The following is a 15,251-nucleotide window of genomic DNA, read 5'->3' as shown; positions in this document are numbered from 1 at the left end:
TCAGCCGCTCGACGTTGGTCGGCGCAATCGCCGGACTGCTGCTCATCGGCGACGGGGTCAGCTTTGTCGTGGCGCGCACCGCACTACTCGACGGCTTCCTGGCGTTCTTCGTGGTCGCCGCGTTCGGTGCGCTGATCGTCGACCGGGATCAGGTACGCGAGCGCATGCACGTCGCGCTGATCGAGGGGCGCACCAACGAGACGGTGTGGGGACCACGGCTGGGTGTGCGCTGGTGGCGGTTCGGCGCCGGAGTGCTGCTCGGTTTAGCTTGTGCGACAAAGTGGTCCGGGCTGTACTTCGTGATGTTCTTCGGGTTGATGTCGTTGGCGTTCGACGTGGCGGCACGCCGCCAATACCGAGTGCTGCGACCCTGGCTGGGTGTCGTCCGCCGCGACCTGGGTCCCACCGCCTACGCGCTGCTGCTCATCCCCTTCGGCGTGTACTTGGCCAGCTACGCGCCCTGGTTCGCCTCCGAGACCGCAATCGATCGACACGAGGTCGGCCAGTCGATCGGGCCGCAGTCGAATTTCCCGCTGCCCGATGCGATCCGCTCGCTGTGGCATTACACCGCCAAGGCCTATCAGTTCCACGCCGGCCTGACGAATTCAGCGGGCAACTACCATCCATGGGAATCCAAACCGTGGTCGTGGCCGATGTCGCTACGGCCGGTGCTCTACGCCATCGATCAGCAGAACGTACCGGGCTGCGGCGCGCAATCGTGCGTCAAGGCGGTAATGCTGGTCGGCACGCCGGCGATGTGGTGGCTTGCTGTGCCCGTCCTCGGCTACGCCTGCTGGCGGACGATCGTGCGCCGCGACTGGCGCTACGCCGTCGTGCTGGTCGGCTACTGCGCCGGCTGGCTGCCATGGTTCGCCGACATCGACCGGCAGATGTACTTCTTCTATGCCGCCACCATGGCGCCGTTTTTGGTGATGGCGATCGCGCTGATCTGTGGCGACATCCTCTACAAACCCGGTCAAGGCGCCGAACGCCGCACGCTCGGACTGATCGCCGTATCCTGTTACGTCGCAATGGTGCTGACGAACTTCGCGTGGCTGTTTCCGGTGCTGACCGGTCAGCCGATTTCGCAGACCACCTGGAACATGGAGATCTGGCTGCCCAGCTGGCGGTGACGGCGCGCATTGACATTGCACTCAAGGCTGTTGGTCCGAGCTTATCCACAACCCTGGGTGCAATCTCACCGCACCGACGGCGAGACGTCGGTGCGTGCAATCAGCATCACAGCATGTCTGAAATCTTCATCGGCACAGAAATGCTCGGCCGCGGCGCGCTTACCAGGGGGCAGTTGCGCTGGAATTACTGCGCAATGTTTCCCGACGTCTATGCCCCGAGAGCGACCGCTCCCTCCCTGTGGCGCAATACCGTCGGCGCGTGGCTCTGGTCAGGTCGAAGCGGCGTGATCGCCGGGCGCGCCGCCGCAGCGCTACACGGCGCCCTGTGGGTCGACGCGACAACACCCATCGAGATGATTTGGCGTACCACCCGGCCGCCGTCAGGAATTGTGGTGCGCAACGAAAGGATCGAGGCTGACGAGATCGTCGAGGTTAACAAAATGCCGGTGACCAGCCCGGCGAGGACCGCCCTGGATCTTGCCCGACATTTGCCCCGCGATGTCGCCGTAATGCACCTCGACGCGTTGGCCCGCGCAACGGGCGTAACGGCATGCGATGCCCTATCGCTGGCCGAGCGCTATCCAAGGGCGCGAGGACTGCGTCGATCAGAGGTCGCACTCAGCCTGACGGACCCAGGTGCTCAATCACCGAAGGAAACCTGGTTGCGGCTCCTACTCATCGACGCCGGACTACCCGCGCCGAGAACACAAATAAGGCTGACCGACGGTGTCAATGAGGCATTCATTGATATGGGTTACGACGAACCGATGATCGGCCTCGACTACGACGGCCAGCACCACAGCGTTGATCGCAGCCGGTACGTGCACGACATCGGTCGGGCAGAGCTCATCGAACGTCAAGGCTGGATCGACATTCACGTGGTCGCCGAACACAGCCGACGATTCATCATTCATCGGGTGTCGGATGCGTTGGCCCGCCGCGGGTATCAGTTGAAATTGCACTCAGGGTCGTGATGGGTGTCCGGCGACAGCCCTGAACGCAATCTCAACGACGTTTACAGCGGGTCGCGGGCGGCGGGACAGGACATGCACCGCGGGCCACCCCGACCAGTCCCCAATTCGCAGGCGGCGATCGTCAACACCTCGATCCCGGCGTCCGCCAGACGAGCGTTGGTTCGCGCATTGCGCTCGTAAGCGACGACGACCCCGGGCGACAACGCCAACGTGTTGTTGCCGTCATCCCACTGTTCACGTTCGGCGACAACGGGATCCAGCCCGGTGTCGATGACGCGCAACTTGTCGATACCCATCGCGGTGGCCGCGGCCTCCACGAACGGCGTCTCGTCCGAGATCTTCACGCCGTCGGGTGTGCGCGCGATCGTGAAGGCGGATAATGTCTCGACGACATTGGCATACATCACCACCGCGTCCGTGTCGACCATCGTGCACACGGTGTCCAAGTGCATCTGCGCGCGTTCCTGAGCCAGCGGCACGACCAGTACCGTGCTAGCCAGATCGTCGTCGAACAGGCTGCGCGCCAAAGCTTCCGCACCCGCCGGAGTGGTCCGTTCACCCACCCCGACCGCGACGACGCCCGGCGCCAGCAGCAACACGTCACCGCCTTCGACGGGCGCGGTGCGGGATTCGTAGGCGCGCCGCACACCGGTGAACCGCGGATGGTGGGCATAGATCAGATCGGTCAACGACGCCTCGCGCACCCGCGCCGGCAGGGCCAGTGACGGGATGACGATCCGGGGACCGATCCAGATCGACGAGTCGCGGGTGAACACCAGGTTCGGCAATGGCTCGATGACGTAGTCGGTGCCGTGATGCATGCGGCGCACCAACGAGTCGTCCGCGCCCGCGTCCGACGGCAGCTCGGCGAACATCATGCCGGCCATCAGCACATGGGCCAACCTGGCCGGGTCAAGGCCACGCAGCAAGGCCGAGAGCTCTTGCGCCAGAGGTAATCCGAGTCGTGGAGCATCAACGGCGGCAGCGATGCCCTGCATCCTGGCGGCACCGCTCTGCAGAGCTTCCGTCAGCAGGTCGGAGAGCAGCAGCACCTCGATGCCGCGGGACCGCAGCAGCTCGGCGAATGCATCGTGTTCCTCCCGCGCCCTTGCAACCCAGGGCAATCCGTCGAACGGCAGATCGTCGTTGTTACGCGGCGTGAGTCGGCGCAGTTCGGCGCCCGGTCGGTGCAGGATCGCCACTCGCAGTGCACCCACTTCGGAGTTGGACCCCAGCTCGCTGCTACTCACAGTTAGCACGGTAACCCGAACCGTCACCTCAAGTACGGTTCAGGTTATGGACACCGAGGAACTGCTACCGGGAGAACTGGCCGCTCGGGCCGGCGTTGCGGTCTCGGCTTTGCACTTCTACGAGCGGCAGGGGCTGATCACCAGCAGGCGCACGTCGGGCAACCAGCGCCGCTACAGTCGCGACACCCTCAGGCGGGTCGCCTTCATCCGGATGTCGCACCGGCTGGGCATCCCGCTGGCGCGTGTGCGCGCGGCACTGGCCACGCTGCCCGCCGATCGGGTTGCGACCAGCCGGGACTGGGCGCGGCTGTCCGCGGGCTGGCGGGCAGACCTCGACGATCGGATCCTGCATCTTCAGCGGCTGCGCGATAACCTCGCCGACTGCATCGGTTGCGGTTGTCTGAGCCTGCGCAGTTGCGCGTTGACCAATCCGGGCGACGTGCTCGCCAAGCAGGGGCCCGGTCCGGTCCGGCTGTAGTTCGATTGCGCGGCCTCTCTTCGGGCCGTTCCACGGCCCGCATCGTCGCCGCGCGAATTCGAACGGGTGTGCGATAGAATCGCCGTCGTGGCGATTGCAGTACAGGAGTCGTTGTTCGAATGCAACGAACGGAGGCAGCTCGGCAAGGGGGCCTGGATCGATATCCGCTCCGGATGGCTGACCGGCGCCGACGACTGGTTGGGCGAACTGCTGACAACGGTGCCGTGGCGCGCCGAGCGGCGTCAGATGTACGACCGCGTCCTCGATGTGCCGCGCCTGGTGAGCTTTCATGACCTCACGGTCGAGGATCCACCGCATCCACGGCTGAGCCGGTTACGCCGCCGGCTCAACGACATCTACGCCGGCGAATTGGGCGAGCCGTTCACCACCGTGGGTCTGTGCTGCTATCGCGACGGGTCGGACAGCGTCGCCTGGCACGGCGACACCATCGGCCGCAGCAGCACCCAGGACACCATGGTGGCGATCGTCAGCCTCGGCGCCACCCGTACCTTCGCGTTACGACCGCGCGGCGGCGGCCCGTCGTTGCGGCTCCCACAGGCGCACGGAGATCTGCTGGTGATGGGCGGTTCTTGTCAGCGGACGTGGGAACACTCGGTTCCCAAAACGTCGGCGTGTAGCAGCCCGCGGGTCAGTATCCAGTTCCGGCCCAGAGACGTGCGCTAGAAATCAGCTTCTGATTGCCGCGACCGATTTGACCAGCAAGTCGCGCGCCCGATTGGTGTCGATGGGCGTGGCCGACTTGCCGGGTTGCAGCACCGGGTTGGCGGTGATGATCACCTGATAGTCGCCGAAGTGCGCGGTGTAGTTGTAAAGCTCGCCGCTGCGCGGCTTTCCGTTCACCGTCGTTTGCAGGACACGGTGCACGCCCAGGGTGCGTGTCCCCTGAATCTGCGGCGCTTCGACGACCTCGATGAGCCCGCGCAAGCGGCCGCCCTCGAATCCCACCTTCCGGCAGTTGCGTCCCGGGTCGTTGAACGGCACTGCCGCGGACGTCTGCACGGCCATGGCAATGAAGCGATTGCCATCACCCTCGGCGGCCACGGCGGCCATGTTTCCCTGCAGGCCCGGCGGCATGTCCTCGCCAACCACGAATGATGAGCAATCGGGCGGCTCGAACTTCAGCCCCGGCGGAAGCTTGTGCGTCGACAACACCTTGGGGTCAATTGCGGTCTTCGGGACGTCTTTGACCTTGAACTCCGGCCCGAAATCGGACTTCACCTGCGAAATCTTTGTGATATCGGCGGTCGGGGCGCTCTCCGATGATCCGTGAGATGAACAGGCCGCCAGCAAGCAGGCACTTCCGATCGCGACCGCTATCCTCATCATCCGCGTCAATCTAATGCACCTCCCTCAGGCGCCTAACGCCGACACGGTTTTCACCAGCAGATCGGCCGCGAACTGTGGCGTCAGCGGCGAATGCGCTGAGCCGGGGTCACTGATCAGCGTGGTGAACGCATAGTAGTCGCCCAGATAAGCGGTGAAGGTGTTTGCCCGAGAGCCGATTTCATTGCCGCCTTCGACCGACGTGGTGATATCGGTAGCCATACCGAGGGTTTCGGCGCCGTCGATGCGGGGCGGATCGACGAGATGAACCCGGGCCGTGGCACGCCCGCTGGTCATGGTCCACCCGCGGCACTGGGTAACCAGGGACTGATCCAGCGTCACCGGGCCCGTCGGCACGGCCACGACCACCGCGTAGACGATGCCGCCCGCACCGGAACCCGAAATGCCTTGGGCGGATTGCCCGTGACCGTCGGCCGGGTCGGCCAGCGCCGCGCACCGCGCCGGGGCCGCCGCGCCGTCCCCGCCAAGACCCCAGATCGTCGGCGGCGCAGCCACGCCCGAAATCCCGGTTACCTCATAGCCGGGCGGCAGTTCGCGTCCCACCCGCCTGATGTTGGCGGGGTTGACCTGGCGAGCCTGCGTGCTGCCGGAAGGCGTCGGCGCGGGTTGGCGTGCGTGAGCGCATGAGGCGAGCAGCAGGACAACCACCGCAGCGACGCGGAGTCGCATGCTAGCCGACAGCCCGAATAACTTGGCGCGCTGTACGTTTGATGTTGTTCGTCATGTCGCGGCTTAACGGAAGGTCGCGCGGATCGGGCACGTCGATGACGGTGGTGACCACCCCGACGTCGTCGCGCTCCCAGAAAGCGCCGTAGTGGTCCATGATCGTCCGCATCGCCACGTTGTCGGCGAGCATCCGGCCGGAGAACTTTTCCACTCCGTCGACCCGGGCGGCGACGGAGAGCGCGGTAATCAGGAAGGAGCCGATACCGCGGCCCTGGTAGGCGTCGGCGACGGTGAACGCGATCTCGGCGACGGTAGGGTCGTGGTCGTCTCGAACGAAGCGGCCGTCCGCAACCGGGTTGCCATCCGCATCGGTCATCACCCACACGAAGTGGTCGACGTAGTCGACCTCGGCCAGGTAGTCCATCAGCGCCGGGCTGGGAACTCGCGGCGACATGAATCGGCGATAGAGCGTGTCGCTGGAGAACTCGACATGACCCTGCATGGTCCGCTCGCTGTCACCGGGCAATACCGGACGAAGCAGCAGTTCTGTTCCGTCCCGAACCCGAACCGGGATCGGCGTCAGGAAGGCGGCGAGTCGCTGGCGGACCGTGCGCACCAACCGGCTCATGATCCCCGGGATGTGCACCATCCGCGCGAATGCGTCGTTGTCGCCGATCCAGCCGGTCAAGGGCTCGGTCGTGGTCACGGTCGCGGTCCGCGGGATCTCACGCAGCAGGGCGATCTCACCGACGATCGTGCCGGCGGACACCTGCTCGACGGTCACGACGTCGTCGTCTCCGACGTGCCTGATCTCGGCGGTACCCGACGAGATCAGCAGGAAGGAAACCGCCTGCTCACCTTGCTGCATGAGCACCTGGCTCGCGGCGGCCTGCAGCGGCTGCAGGCTGGCCGCCAGCGGCATCAAGTCCACGGGCGGACAGCCCTTGAAGATGTCCAATGCGGCGAGTTCGTCGGCGCGCAGCGCGGTCAGTTCGGTCACTACGGCGTCCCGGATGGGTCGGGTATGCCGGGGACTCGCGGTGACCGCTGCGCCATCTATCCGTCCCTGTTGTCGTCTCATACCCGCCGGGTCGGCGACCCCCATCGCGGTCCGATGCTGCCAAGGTTATGGGCTGGGTTCGGGTGCAGCAAGGATTTGCATCGACGTTGCAGCGACCATGCACTGGGAAGTCCAGCCCGGATGTGTACTTCGGTCCCGGCCGGTCCAGACTCGCGGGATGGACATCACCGACGATCGGGTGCAGACAACCCGTTCGACCGGCTAGACGATTTTGATTGACACTACGAATATAGAGTAGTCTGGTGTCGAGCCAAAACCCATCACACCGCAAAGATCAGCTTTGACGCCAAAACCGCCTGTAACCGGCCGCTACACTGCCGGCATACAGAAGAGACGCAAGCCAAATCCGGACCGGCGCCGCCGCGAACTGTGCGATGCGGCGATCCAACTGTTGGCCGACGACGGCGCCAAGGGCCTGAGCCATCTGAAAGTCGACGCGCGCGCCGGCGTTCCCGACGGCACCACCTCGTTCTACTTCCGCACCCGCTCAGCGCTGTTGCGCGCGGTTGCCGAGCGGATGGCCGAGCTGGACCTGGCCGCTTTGCAGTCGGTCGCCGACCGGGCCGGCCTCGACGACGGGGCGTCGGCCTCCACCTTGGCAACGCTGGTCATCCAGTCCGGGGAAGAGCCGCAGCTGAGCCGAACCAAGGCGCGCTATGAGCTGACCATGCAGGCGACCCGCGATGCGGCGATTGCCGCAACCCTGGAGCGCGCCACCGACGCATTCACCAAGCTGCACCACGACATCCTGGTGCAGTTGCTGCCGCACGGCGCCGACCTGGATCCCGCCGTCGTCGACGATCTGAGCAACGTCACGCTGACGTTCATCAACGGCCTTTTGCTGCGATTCGCCCACGGCGACCGGATCATCGACAGCCCGGAACGGCTCGACGGCGTTCTGTCGGCCATCGTCGCGGGCATTTTGGGCAGCGAGCAGCAGGGACGGCTCACCCACGACGGCGCCTCGGTGCAGCCCCGCCGCCGGCGATCATCGCCCGCCCGCTAAGACAACCCGGTCTTGCCCAACCTGGGCTCATGTGGTTCTCTACGACAATAGAGTTTGCCAATCGCGCCTGAGCCGGCGAGCGCGGATGGATTAAGCAGAAAGTACAAATCGCCCGAACCGCCTCAGACGCTGACACACTGGCGGCATCGATCCCGGCTGGTGGCGCATCGGAGATCTTGGAAGTTGTGGCGAAAGGCGAGATTTCGTGACGATCAGCACCGGCTTGGACGTCCAGGACGTCTATTACGACCCCTACGACGTCGTCCTCAACGCCGACCCCTATCCGATGTTCCGCCGACTTCGCGAAGAGGCGCCGCTGTACTACAACGCACAGCATGATTTCTACGCGTTCAGCCGGTTCGCCGATGTCGACAAGGGCCTGGTCGACCACGGGGCGTTCAGTTCAGCGCGGGGCATCATCCTGGAGTTGATCAAGGCCAATCTCGACATCCCACCCGGCATGCTCATCATGGAGGATCCGCCGATCCACGACGTGCACCGCAAGCTGCTGGCCCGCATGTTCACCCCGCGCAAAATCGCTGCGCTCGAGCCCAAGATTCGCGAATTCTGCGGCCAGTCGCTGGACCCGCTCATCGGATCGGGACACATCGACTTCGTCGCCGACCTGGGAGCCCAGATGCCGATGAAGGTCATCAGCATGCTGCTCGGCATTCCGGAAGACGATCAGGAATTCATCCGCGACCGCACCAACGCGCAGCTGCGCACCGAAGCCGGAAAACCCATGAACGCCGACGAGGGCTTGGCCACCGGCGAAATCTTCGCCGCCTACATCGATTGGCGCGCCACGCATCCGTCCGACGACATCATGACCGAACTGCTCAACGTCGAGTTCGTCGACGAGACCGGCACCACCCGCCGACTGACCCGCGACGAGTTGCTGATCTACCTCAACGTCGTCGCCGGCGCAGGCAACGAGACCACCACGCGGCTGATCGGTTGGGCCGGAAAGATTCTCGCCGAACATCTGGATCAGCGTCGCGAAATGGCCCGCGACCCGGCGCTGATACCGCAGGCCATCGAAGAACTGCTGCGCTACGAGCCACCGGCACCGCACACGGCCCGGCACGTGACACGCGACGTCACCTGCTACGACCAGACTGTGCCCGCAGGCAGCGTGATGATGATGCTGATCGGAGCCGCCTGCCGCGACGACCGCCAATTCAGCCCCGACAGTGAGGAATTCAACATCCACCGGCCTGCTCACCAACACCTGGCCTTCAGCGTCGGCACCCACTTCTGTCTGGGCTCAGCGCTGGCGCGCCTGGAAGGCCGAATCGCCCTCGAAGAGATCCTCAAGCGCTTTCCGGAGTGGGAAATCGACCTGGCGAATGCCCGCCTCAGCCCGACATCGACGGTGCGAGGGTGGGAGTCGATGCCGGCCCGGACACCATGAGGCGACGATGACTGCTCGCGTCGAGGGTAAGGTCGCGTTCGTCAGCGGCGCAGCGCGCGGCCAGGGCCGCAGCCACGCCGTCCGATTGGCCCAAGAGGGCGCCGACATCATCGCCATCGACATCTGCAAGCCGGTCGACAACGTGGTCTACCCGGCGGCGACGCCGGCCGACCTCGCCGAGACCGCCGACCTGGTTAAGGGTTACGACCGCCGCATCGTGACTGCGGAAGTCGACGTGCGCGACTACGACGCCCTAAAGGCGGCCGTCGACAGCGGTGTGGCGCAACTCGGCCGACTCGACATCATCGTCGCCAACGCGGGGATCGGCAACGGTGGCAACAAGTTGCACAAGATTCGCGAGAACATCTGGCAGGACATGATCGACATCAACCTGTCCGGGGTCTGGAAGACGGTGAAAGCCGGTGTGCCGCATATCCTCGCGGGCGAGCGAGGTGGCTCGATTGTGCTAACGGGTTCCGTCGGGGCGCACAAGGCCTTCGCGCACACCGGCCACTACATCGCGGCCAAACACGGTGTCGTGGGTCTCATGCGCGCGTTCGCGGTCGAACTCGGCCAGCACCGAATCCGGGTGAACTCGGTGGACCCCAGCCAGGTCAACACTCCGATGACCATGAACGACGTGACGTTCAAATTGTTTCGACCGGACCTGGAGAATCCAGGACCAGACGACTTCGCCCCGTTCTCGCAGATGACGCACACGTTGCCGGTGCCGTGGGTGGAGGCCGCCGACATCAGCAACGCGGTCCTGTTCCTCGCCTCTGACGAATCTCGTTATGTCACTGGCGTTTCGCTGCCCGTTGATGCGGGTGCTTTGCTCAAGTAGACACAAGGAAGTGGAGGGTCACATGCCCGAGTACGACTACGAAAAACTGAAGAAGGAAGCCGAGCAGTACATCAGGTTCGAGAAGGACAAGAAGAACAGAATCGCCTACATCACCTTCGATCGTCCTCAGGCGCAGAACTCCACCACCCTGGGCATGCGGCAGAACTACGCCGACCTGCTCCACAAGTGCAACGTCGACGACGAGGTCAAGGTCGTAGTGATCCGTGGCGAGGGAGAGGATTTCGGTAGTGGCGGGGACTTGCCCGAACAGCGGCCGATGCTGGAGAACCCCGGTATGCCGCTGTTGCACGAGCTCGCGATCAACGATGACGACGTCAAGTACCCGCCGGGCGGTTCGTATCGCTATCTGTCCACCGTCACCGATTTCTACTCCAAGGCGCGCGCCGGTTGCCGGCCGCTGCAGGAGCTTCGCAAGATCAGCATCATCGAGGCCAAAGGCTACTGCTACGGCTGGCACTTCTATCAGGCCGGCGACGCCGACCTGGTGATCTCCTCTGAAGACGCCCTTTTCGGACATCCGGCCTTCCGCTACGTCGGCTGGGGACCACGGCTGTGGTGGTGGGCCGAGACCATGGGCCTGCGGAAGTTCTCCGAAATGCTGTTCACCGGCCGACCGTTCAGTGCCAAGGAGATGTACGACTGCGGCTTCGTCAACAGCGTGGTGCCCCGCGACAAGCTGGAGGACGAAACGCTGAAATACGCGCTGGCATGCTCGAAGTCGCGCCCGACCGACACCGTCGCGGTGCAGAAGACGTTCCTGGAGCTCTACAAGCAGCACAAAGGCGAATACTTCGGCAGCCTGCTCACCGGGATGATCGAAGGCATGTTGCCGCTGATCCAAAACGACGCGCAAGAGGTCGACCTCACCGAGGGAACCTTCGAAAAGGGCCTCAACAACGTCGTCAAAGACAACGACATGAACTTCCCGCCGGAGTGGCGGCTCAGCCGCTCGGGACGCAACAAGCCCTGACGTTTCGAGGTAGTGCATGTCGGCACTGACTGGTATCAGGATCGTCGAGCTGGCCGAATCGGTTGCCGGAGAATACTGCGGGAAACTGCTCGCGGACTTCGGCGCCGAGGTGATCAAAATCGAACGTCCGGATTGCGGTAGCCCGACTCGGTCGATGGCGCCGATCATCGGTGACGGCGGCGGGCCCGAACGCAGCGCGCTTTTCGCGTATCTGAATACCAACAAGCGTTCCGTCGTGCTCGACGTCTCCTGCGTCGCCGATATCGAGAAGCTGCACCGGATGATCGCCGCGGCAGACGCGGTCGTCGACGATCACGCACCCTCGTGGGTTGAAGCGGTTGGCGTGTCAGCGAACGATGTTGCGCGTCGGTACCCCGCCGTGGTGTTGTGCTCGATCACGCCGTACGGCGGCGGCGCCCCGCCCGAGTTCCAGAACGCCAAGAGTTTCAACGTGTTCAACAGCAGCGGATGGGGCTACCACACACCCAGCCATGCCAATCCCGCCAAACCGCCGTTGAAGGGACCGGGCCGATTCCTCGCCGACTATGAGGCCGGGCTCGACGCGGCGCTGTGCGTCGCGGCGTCGCTGTTCTGGCATCTGCACAGTGGGAAAGGCGAATTCATCGACGTGTCGCAGCAGGCGGTGCTGGCGTCGCGCGCCGACTGCGTACTGGGCAGGTTCATCACCGGGGAGGTCGCGCCCGAAAACACCCGCGAGGACTACGATCAGCAGGGCCCGGCCTCATTCTTTGCGTGCGCAGATGGGTTCATCTATCTCTACATGACCAGCCGCAATCACTGGACGGGCCTCAAAAAGCTGATGGGCCGACCGGAATGGCTCGACGCGTTCGACGACGACTGGCTGGAGTTCTCGGTCACGCCAGAGAAAGTGGTGACATTTCAGAACGGGTTCGCCAAGTGGGTCGCCGGCCTGACCAAAGATGCGGCTGCCGAAGAGGCGCAGCGGTTGGGAGTCCCCCTGGTGCCCGTCAAAAGCGCTGCCGACCTGAAGAACTCGCCTCAGTACCGTCATCGCGGCTTTTTCCAGCACGTCACCCATCCGGTATTGGGCACCGCGGCCTATCCGACCGTTCCCTACCTGATGAGCGCATCACCGGCGCGCATCACGAGTGCGGCGCCCGCCCTGGGCCAGCACACCGCCGAGATCGCGGACAGCATCGAAACGCCACGTCCGGTGCCGACGGTGAAGTCGGCCCAACTCAAACCGCCGAAGGTGTCACGAGGCGGCCCGCTGGAAGGAGTGCGGGTCGTCGAGCTCACCAAAGTGTGGGCCGGCCCGTACGCCGGCAAGCTCCTTGCGTTCCTGGGCGCCGAAGTGATCAAGGTCGAAAGCTCCGGCAATCCCGACGAGATGCGCGCCTACGGCGGGACCGACATCAACCACGCGCCCTACTTTCTGAGCATCAATCCCGAAGTCCTCAGCGTGGAGTTGGATCTGAAGTCAGCAGCGGGCGTGGACTGCCTTCGCGACCTGATCGCCCAGAGCGACATCGTCGTCAACAATCTTCGTCCCGGGGCGATGGAGCGGCTGGGACTCGGCTATCAGCAGCTCAAGTCCATCAAGGGCGACATCATCTCGGTGTCAATCAAGATGTGGGGCAACAACGGACCGTTGGGCTATCAGACCGGTTACGCGCCATGTTTCGCCGCCTTGGCCGGACTCGCTTCCCTGGTGGGCTATCCAGGTGGACCCCCGCTCGGCACCAACATGCGTTACGGCGATTCCACCGTCGGCGCGGCCGCGGCGCTCGCCGCGGTAACCTCCTTGCTTCATCGAGACCTCAGCGGAGAAGGCCAATTCGTCGACGTGTCGGCGGTGGAAACGCTGTCGTCGATGATCGGCGATTGCCTACTCGAACAGGATCTCACCGGCACGCACGTCTTCCCTGAAGGCAACCGCGATCCAGATATGGTCCCGCACAACTGCTATCCCTGTTCGGGCGGGGACTGGATCAGCGTTGCCGTGGCCGACGACAGGCAGTGGCGCGCACTGTGCGACGTCCTCGGCGCCGCCACGCTCGCCGATGACACGCGCTACGCCGGCATGGCGGAGCGACTCCAACACACCGATGCGCTCGACACGGACCTAGCCCGGTTCACCAAGAGCCGCGACGCCGGGCAGCTGGCGCAGCGGCTCAGGTCGGCTGGTGTGCCGTCGAGCAAAAGCGCGACATCCCTCGACGTGATCAGCGATCAGCTGCTCTGGGAACGCGAGCTTTATCGCTTCGTCAGCGATCATCGCGAAGGGCAACGGCCGATACTGGCAGCGCCGTGGCGAATGTCGGCTGCTCCGGCCGAGATTGCGCGCGGCGCTCCCGACCTCGGCGAGCACAACGACTATGTTCTGAACAAAATCTTGCTCCCCCATGCGACGGAGAGAACATGACCACGACGTTGGCCGGCACTGCGGCGTTGGTAACGGGTGCCAGCAGCGGCATCGGCGCCGCGACGGCGAAGACACTGGCGGCCGAGGGCGCTGCGGTCGCCCTGCTGGCCCGCCGCGCTGATCGACTCGACGAACTCAAAGCCGATATCGAATCGTCAGGCGGCACCGCGCTGGCGGTGCCCGCCGACGTCACCAACGCCGAACAGGTAGCCGCGGCGGTGCAGCGGGTGGTTGGGGAGCTGGGGCGGCTCGACACTGTGGTGAACAATGCCGGGCTGATGCGGATGGCGCCCGCAGCCGAAGCGCCGCTGCAGGATTGGGATGACCTGGTGCGGGTCAACGTGCAGGGTGTCTTGTACGTCACCCGGGCCGCGGTCCCCCATCTGATCGACGCGGCCGCAGACTCACCACGCGGTGTCGCCGATCTGGTCACCATCAGTTCCACCGCCGGCTGGGTCGCCCGTCCCGGCACCGCCGTCTATTCGCTGACGAAATTCGGCGTGAACGCGTTCAGTGAGGGCATTCGCCAGGAGTTGTTGGGCAAGCGAGTGCGGGTCGGCGTCGTGGGGCCGGGCACCGTTGACACCGAGATCAGCAGCCACCTGTCCCCCGAATCGCGCAAAGCGTTCGATCGCCAGACCGCCGACATGGTCAAGTTGGCGCCTGAAGACATCGCCGACGCGGTGCTGTACATCGTCACCCGTGACCGGAGAGTGGCCGTCAACCACATGTTGGTCCGCGCCGCCGAACAGACCTGGTGATCGACGCAGGCGATCGTTGGGTCACCGGTGATCACTTTGGGCTTTCCATTCCCGCGGACCCGGCCGCGTTGCGCGCCGGTGGCACAGCGTTTCTCACCCGAGCATTGCGCGCCTCGGGTGCGCTGACCGCCGACAACTCTGTCACGCAGATCAGCGGGTTTCAAGAAGTTCCGGGCGGAAGCACCGGCCGGAAACTTCTGCTGCGCATCGAATACGAGAAGCCTGACGCGCACGCCCACACCGACTTGTTTGTAAAGTTCTCCCGCGACTTGGACAACCCCATCCGTGACCGCGGGAAGACGCAGATGGAGTCTGAGGTGCTGTTCGCGTCGTTGTCCGACGCGCCCGGGTTCCCGATCACCGTACCCGCTACCCAGTTTGCCGACTACCACCGCGACACGGGTACCGGAATCCTGATCACCGAACGAATTCATTTCGCAGCCAACGGCATCGAGCGCCAATACCACAAGTGCCTGGACTACGAGATGCTCGAACCACTGGATCACTACCGCGCGTTGCTGACCGCGCTGGCCCGGCTTATCGCCTACCACCGATCGGGATGCCTGCGTCCCGATCAGGCCGGTCAGTTCCCGGTCGACCTCCAGGCGGCGCAGGTCGCTGGACGAGTACCGCTCAGCGCCGAGAAACTGGACCGGCGACTGAACCGACTCGCCGAGTTCGCTAAGACCAGCCCGGGGCTGCTGCCCGCCAACGTTCGGTCAGCGCAATTCATCGCGCGCCTGCGCGACGACGCGCCTCGATTCCTGCGGCACGAGCCTGCGGTGTGGGGTTATCTGGCCGGCGCGACCGACTACCTCGCGCTGTGCCATTGGAATGCCAACGTCGACAACGCCTGGTTCTGGCGCGACGCCGACAACGCC

The 15,251-nt window shown here is 64.6% G+C and carries 15 protein-coding genes; 11 read left to right on the top strand and 4 right to left on the bottom strand.

What is annotated here, in order from left to right; genetic code table 11:
* Nucleotides 1-1,133: dolichyl-phosphate-mannose--protein mannosyltransferase (locus ACLQI9_RS15190; RefSeq protein WP_442391851.1), on the top strand; the 1,133-nt coding region annotated here is incomplete at its 5' end.
* A gap of 113 nt (nt 1,134-1,246) precedes the next feature.
* The gene (locus ACLQI9_RS15185; protein WP_442379792.1) at nt 1,247-2,107 is read left to right on the top strand and encodes a hypothetical protein; all 861 of its coding nucleotides are present in this window, start codon (nt 1,247-1,249) and stop codon (nt 2,105-2,107) included.
* A gap of 41 nt (nt 2,108-2,148) precedes the next feature.
* On the opposite strand, the gene arcA is transcribed toward ACLQI9_RS15185, so the two are convergent.
* A complete protein-coding gene (gene arcA, locus ACLQI9_RS15180; protein WP_442379790.1) occupies nt 2,149-3,357 on the bottom strand; it encodes an arginine deiminase in 1,209 nt (402 codons plus the stop codon).
* 46 nt (nt 3,358-3,403) lie between these two features.
* Here arcA and soxR point away from each other — a divergent pair, with 46 nt between their 5' ends.
* The gene (soxR, locus tag ACLQI9_RS15175; protein WP_442379788.1) at nt 3,404-3,835 is read left to right on the top strand and encodes a redox-sensitive transcriptional activator SoxR; all 432 of its coding nucleotides are present in this window, start codon (nt 3,404-3,406) and stop codon (nt 3,833-3,835) included.
* An 87-nt stretch (nt 3,836-3,922) separates the two neighbouring features.
* Nucleotides 3,923-4,519: an alpha-ketoglutarate-dependent dioxygenase AlkB gene (locus ACLQI9_RS15170; protein ID WP_442379787.1), complete on the top strand. Its 597-nt coding sequence runs from the start codon at nt 3,923-3,925 to the stop codon at nt 4,517-4,519.
* 3 nt (nt 4,520-4,522) lie between these two features.
* Here ACLQI9_RS15170 and ACLQI9_RS15165 read toward each other — a convergent pair whose 3' ends face one another.
* The 3 genes from ACLQI9_RS15165 to ACLQI9_RS15155 are packed head-to-tail and all read right to left on the bottom strand — an operon-like array spanning nt 4,523 to nt 6,866.
* Nucleotides 4,523-5,182, bottom strand: a complete 660-nt coding sequence (locus tag ACLQI9_RS15165; RefSeq protein WP_442379785.1) for a DUF5642 family protein — start codon at nt 5,180-5,182, stop codon at nt 4,523-4,525.
* A 24-nt stretch (nt 5,183-5,206) separates the two neighbouring features.
* Nucleotides 5,207-5,869 carry a DUF5642 family protein gene (locus ACLQI9_RS15160; RefSeq protein ID WP_442379784.1) on the bottom strand — a complete coding sequence of 221 codons (663 nt, stop codon included), beginning with the start codon at nt 5,867-5,869 and terminating at the stop codon, nt 5,207-5,209.
* Nucleotide 5,870: 1 nt separating this feature from the next.
* Complete coding sequence (locus ACLQI9_RS15155) at nt 5,871-6,866, bottom strand: GNAT family N-acetyltransferase (RefSeq protein ID WP_442379782.1); 996 nt, start codon at nt 6,864-6,866, stop codon at nt 5,871-5,873.
* A gap of 403 nt (nt 6,867-7,269) precedes the next feature.
* Here ACLQI9_RS15155 and ACLQI9_RS15150 point away from each other — a divergent pair, with 403 nt between their 5' ends.
* From ACLQI9_RS15150 to ACLQI9_RS15120, 7 genes are all read left to right on the top strand, one after another.
* The gene (locus ACLQI9_RS15150; protein ID WP_442379800.1) at nt 7,270-7,953 is read left to right on the top strand and encodes a TetR/AcrR family transcriptional regulator; all 684 of its coding nucleotides are present in this window, start codon (nt 7,270-7,272) and stop codon (nt 7,951-7,953) included.
* A 211-nt stretch (nt 7,954-8,164) separates the two neighbouring features.
* Nucleotides 8,165-9,367, top strand: a complete 1,203-nt coding sequence (locus tag ACLQI9_RS15145) for a cytochrome P450 (RefSeq protein ID WP_442391852.1) — start codon at nt 8,165-8,167, stop codon at nt 9,365-9,367.
* A 7-nt stretch (nt 9,368-9,374) separates the two neighbouring features.
* The gene (locus tag ACLQI9_RS15140; protein WP_442391850.1) at nt 9,375-10,211 is read left to right on the top strand and encodes a mycofactocin-coupled SDR family oxidoreductase; all 837 of its coding nucleotides are present in this window, start codon (nt 9,375-9,377) and stop codon (nt 10,209-10,211) included.
* A 22-nt stretch (nt 10,212-10,233) separates the two neighbouring features.
* Complete coding sequence (locus ACLQI9_RS15135; protein ID WP_442391849.1) at nt 10,234-11,202, top strand: enoyl-CoA hydratase/isomerase family protein; 969 nt, start codon at nt 10,234-10,236, stop codon at nt 11,200-11,202.
* 16 nt (nt 11,203-11,218) lie between these two features.
* Nucleotides 11,219-13,609, top strand: a complete 2,391-nt coding sequence (locus tag ACLQI9_RS15130; protein ID WP_442391848.1) for a CaiB/BaiF CoA transferase family protein — start codon at nt 11,219-11,221, stop codon at nt 13,607-13,609.
* Nucleotides 13,606-14,370 carry an SDR family NAD(P)-dependent oxidoreductase gene (locus tag ACLQI9_RS15125; protein WP_442391847.1) on the top strand — a complete coding sequence of 255 codons (765 nt, stop codon included), beginning with the start codon at nt 13,606-13,608 and terminating at the stop codon, nt 14,368-14,370. Before ACLQI9_RS15130 ends, ACLQI9_RS15125 begins: the two co-directional genes overlap by 4 nt.
* Nucleotides 14,367-15,251, top strand: an 885-nt coding sequence (locus tag ACLQI9_RS15120; protein ID WP_442391846.1) for a hypothetical protein, incomplete at its 3' end; no start/stop codon positions are given. The genes ACLQI9_RS15125 and ACLQI9_RS15120, both read left to right, overlap by 4 nt.

Source organism: Mycobacterium sp. (assembly GCF_052143115.1).
GTDB lineage: Bacteria > Actinomycetota > Actinomycetes > Mycobacteriales > Mycobacteriaceae > Mycobacterium.
The sequence above is the reverse complement of the archived record's forward strand: the minus strand, read 5'-3'. Positions and strand labels throughout refer to the sequence as shown.

Coding starts and splice junctions, on each gene's coding strand:
- ACLQI9_RS15185 (WP_442379792.1), top strand. CDS start 1,247: ATGTCTGAAATCTTCATCGGCACAGAAATGCTCGGCCGCGGCGCGCTT.
- soxR (WP_442379788.1), top strand. CDS start 3,404: ATGGACACCGAGGAACTGCTACCGGGAGAACTGGCCGCTCGGGCCGGC.
- ACLQI9_RS15165 (WP_442379785.1), bottom strand. CDS start 5,182: ATGATGAGGATAGCGGTCGCGATCGGAAGTGCCTGCTTGCTGGCGGCC.
- ACLQI9_RS15160 (WP_442379784.1), bottom strand. CDS start 5,869: ATGCGACTCCGCGTCGCTGCGGTGGTTGTCCTGCTGCTCGCCTCATGC.
- ACLQI9_RS15140 (WP_442391850.1), top strand. CDS start 9,375: ATGACTGCTCGCGTCGAGGGTAAGGTCGCGTTCGTCAGCGGCGCAGCG.
- ACLQI9_RS15135 (WP_442391849.1), top strand. CDS start 10,234: ATGCCCGAGTACGACTACGAAAAACTGAAGAAGGAAGCCGAGCAGTAC.
- ACLQI9_RS15130 (WP_442391848.1), top strand. CDS start 11,219: ATGTCGGCACTGACTGGTATCAGGATCGTCGAGCTGGCCGAATCGGTT.
- ACLQI9_RS15125 (WP_442391847.1), top strand. CDS start 13,606: ATGACCACGACGTTGGCCGGCACTGCGGCGTTGGTAACGGGTGCCAGC.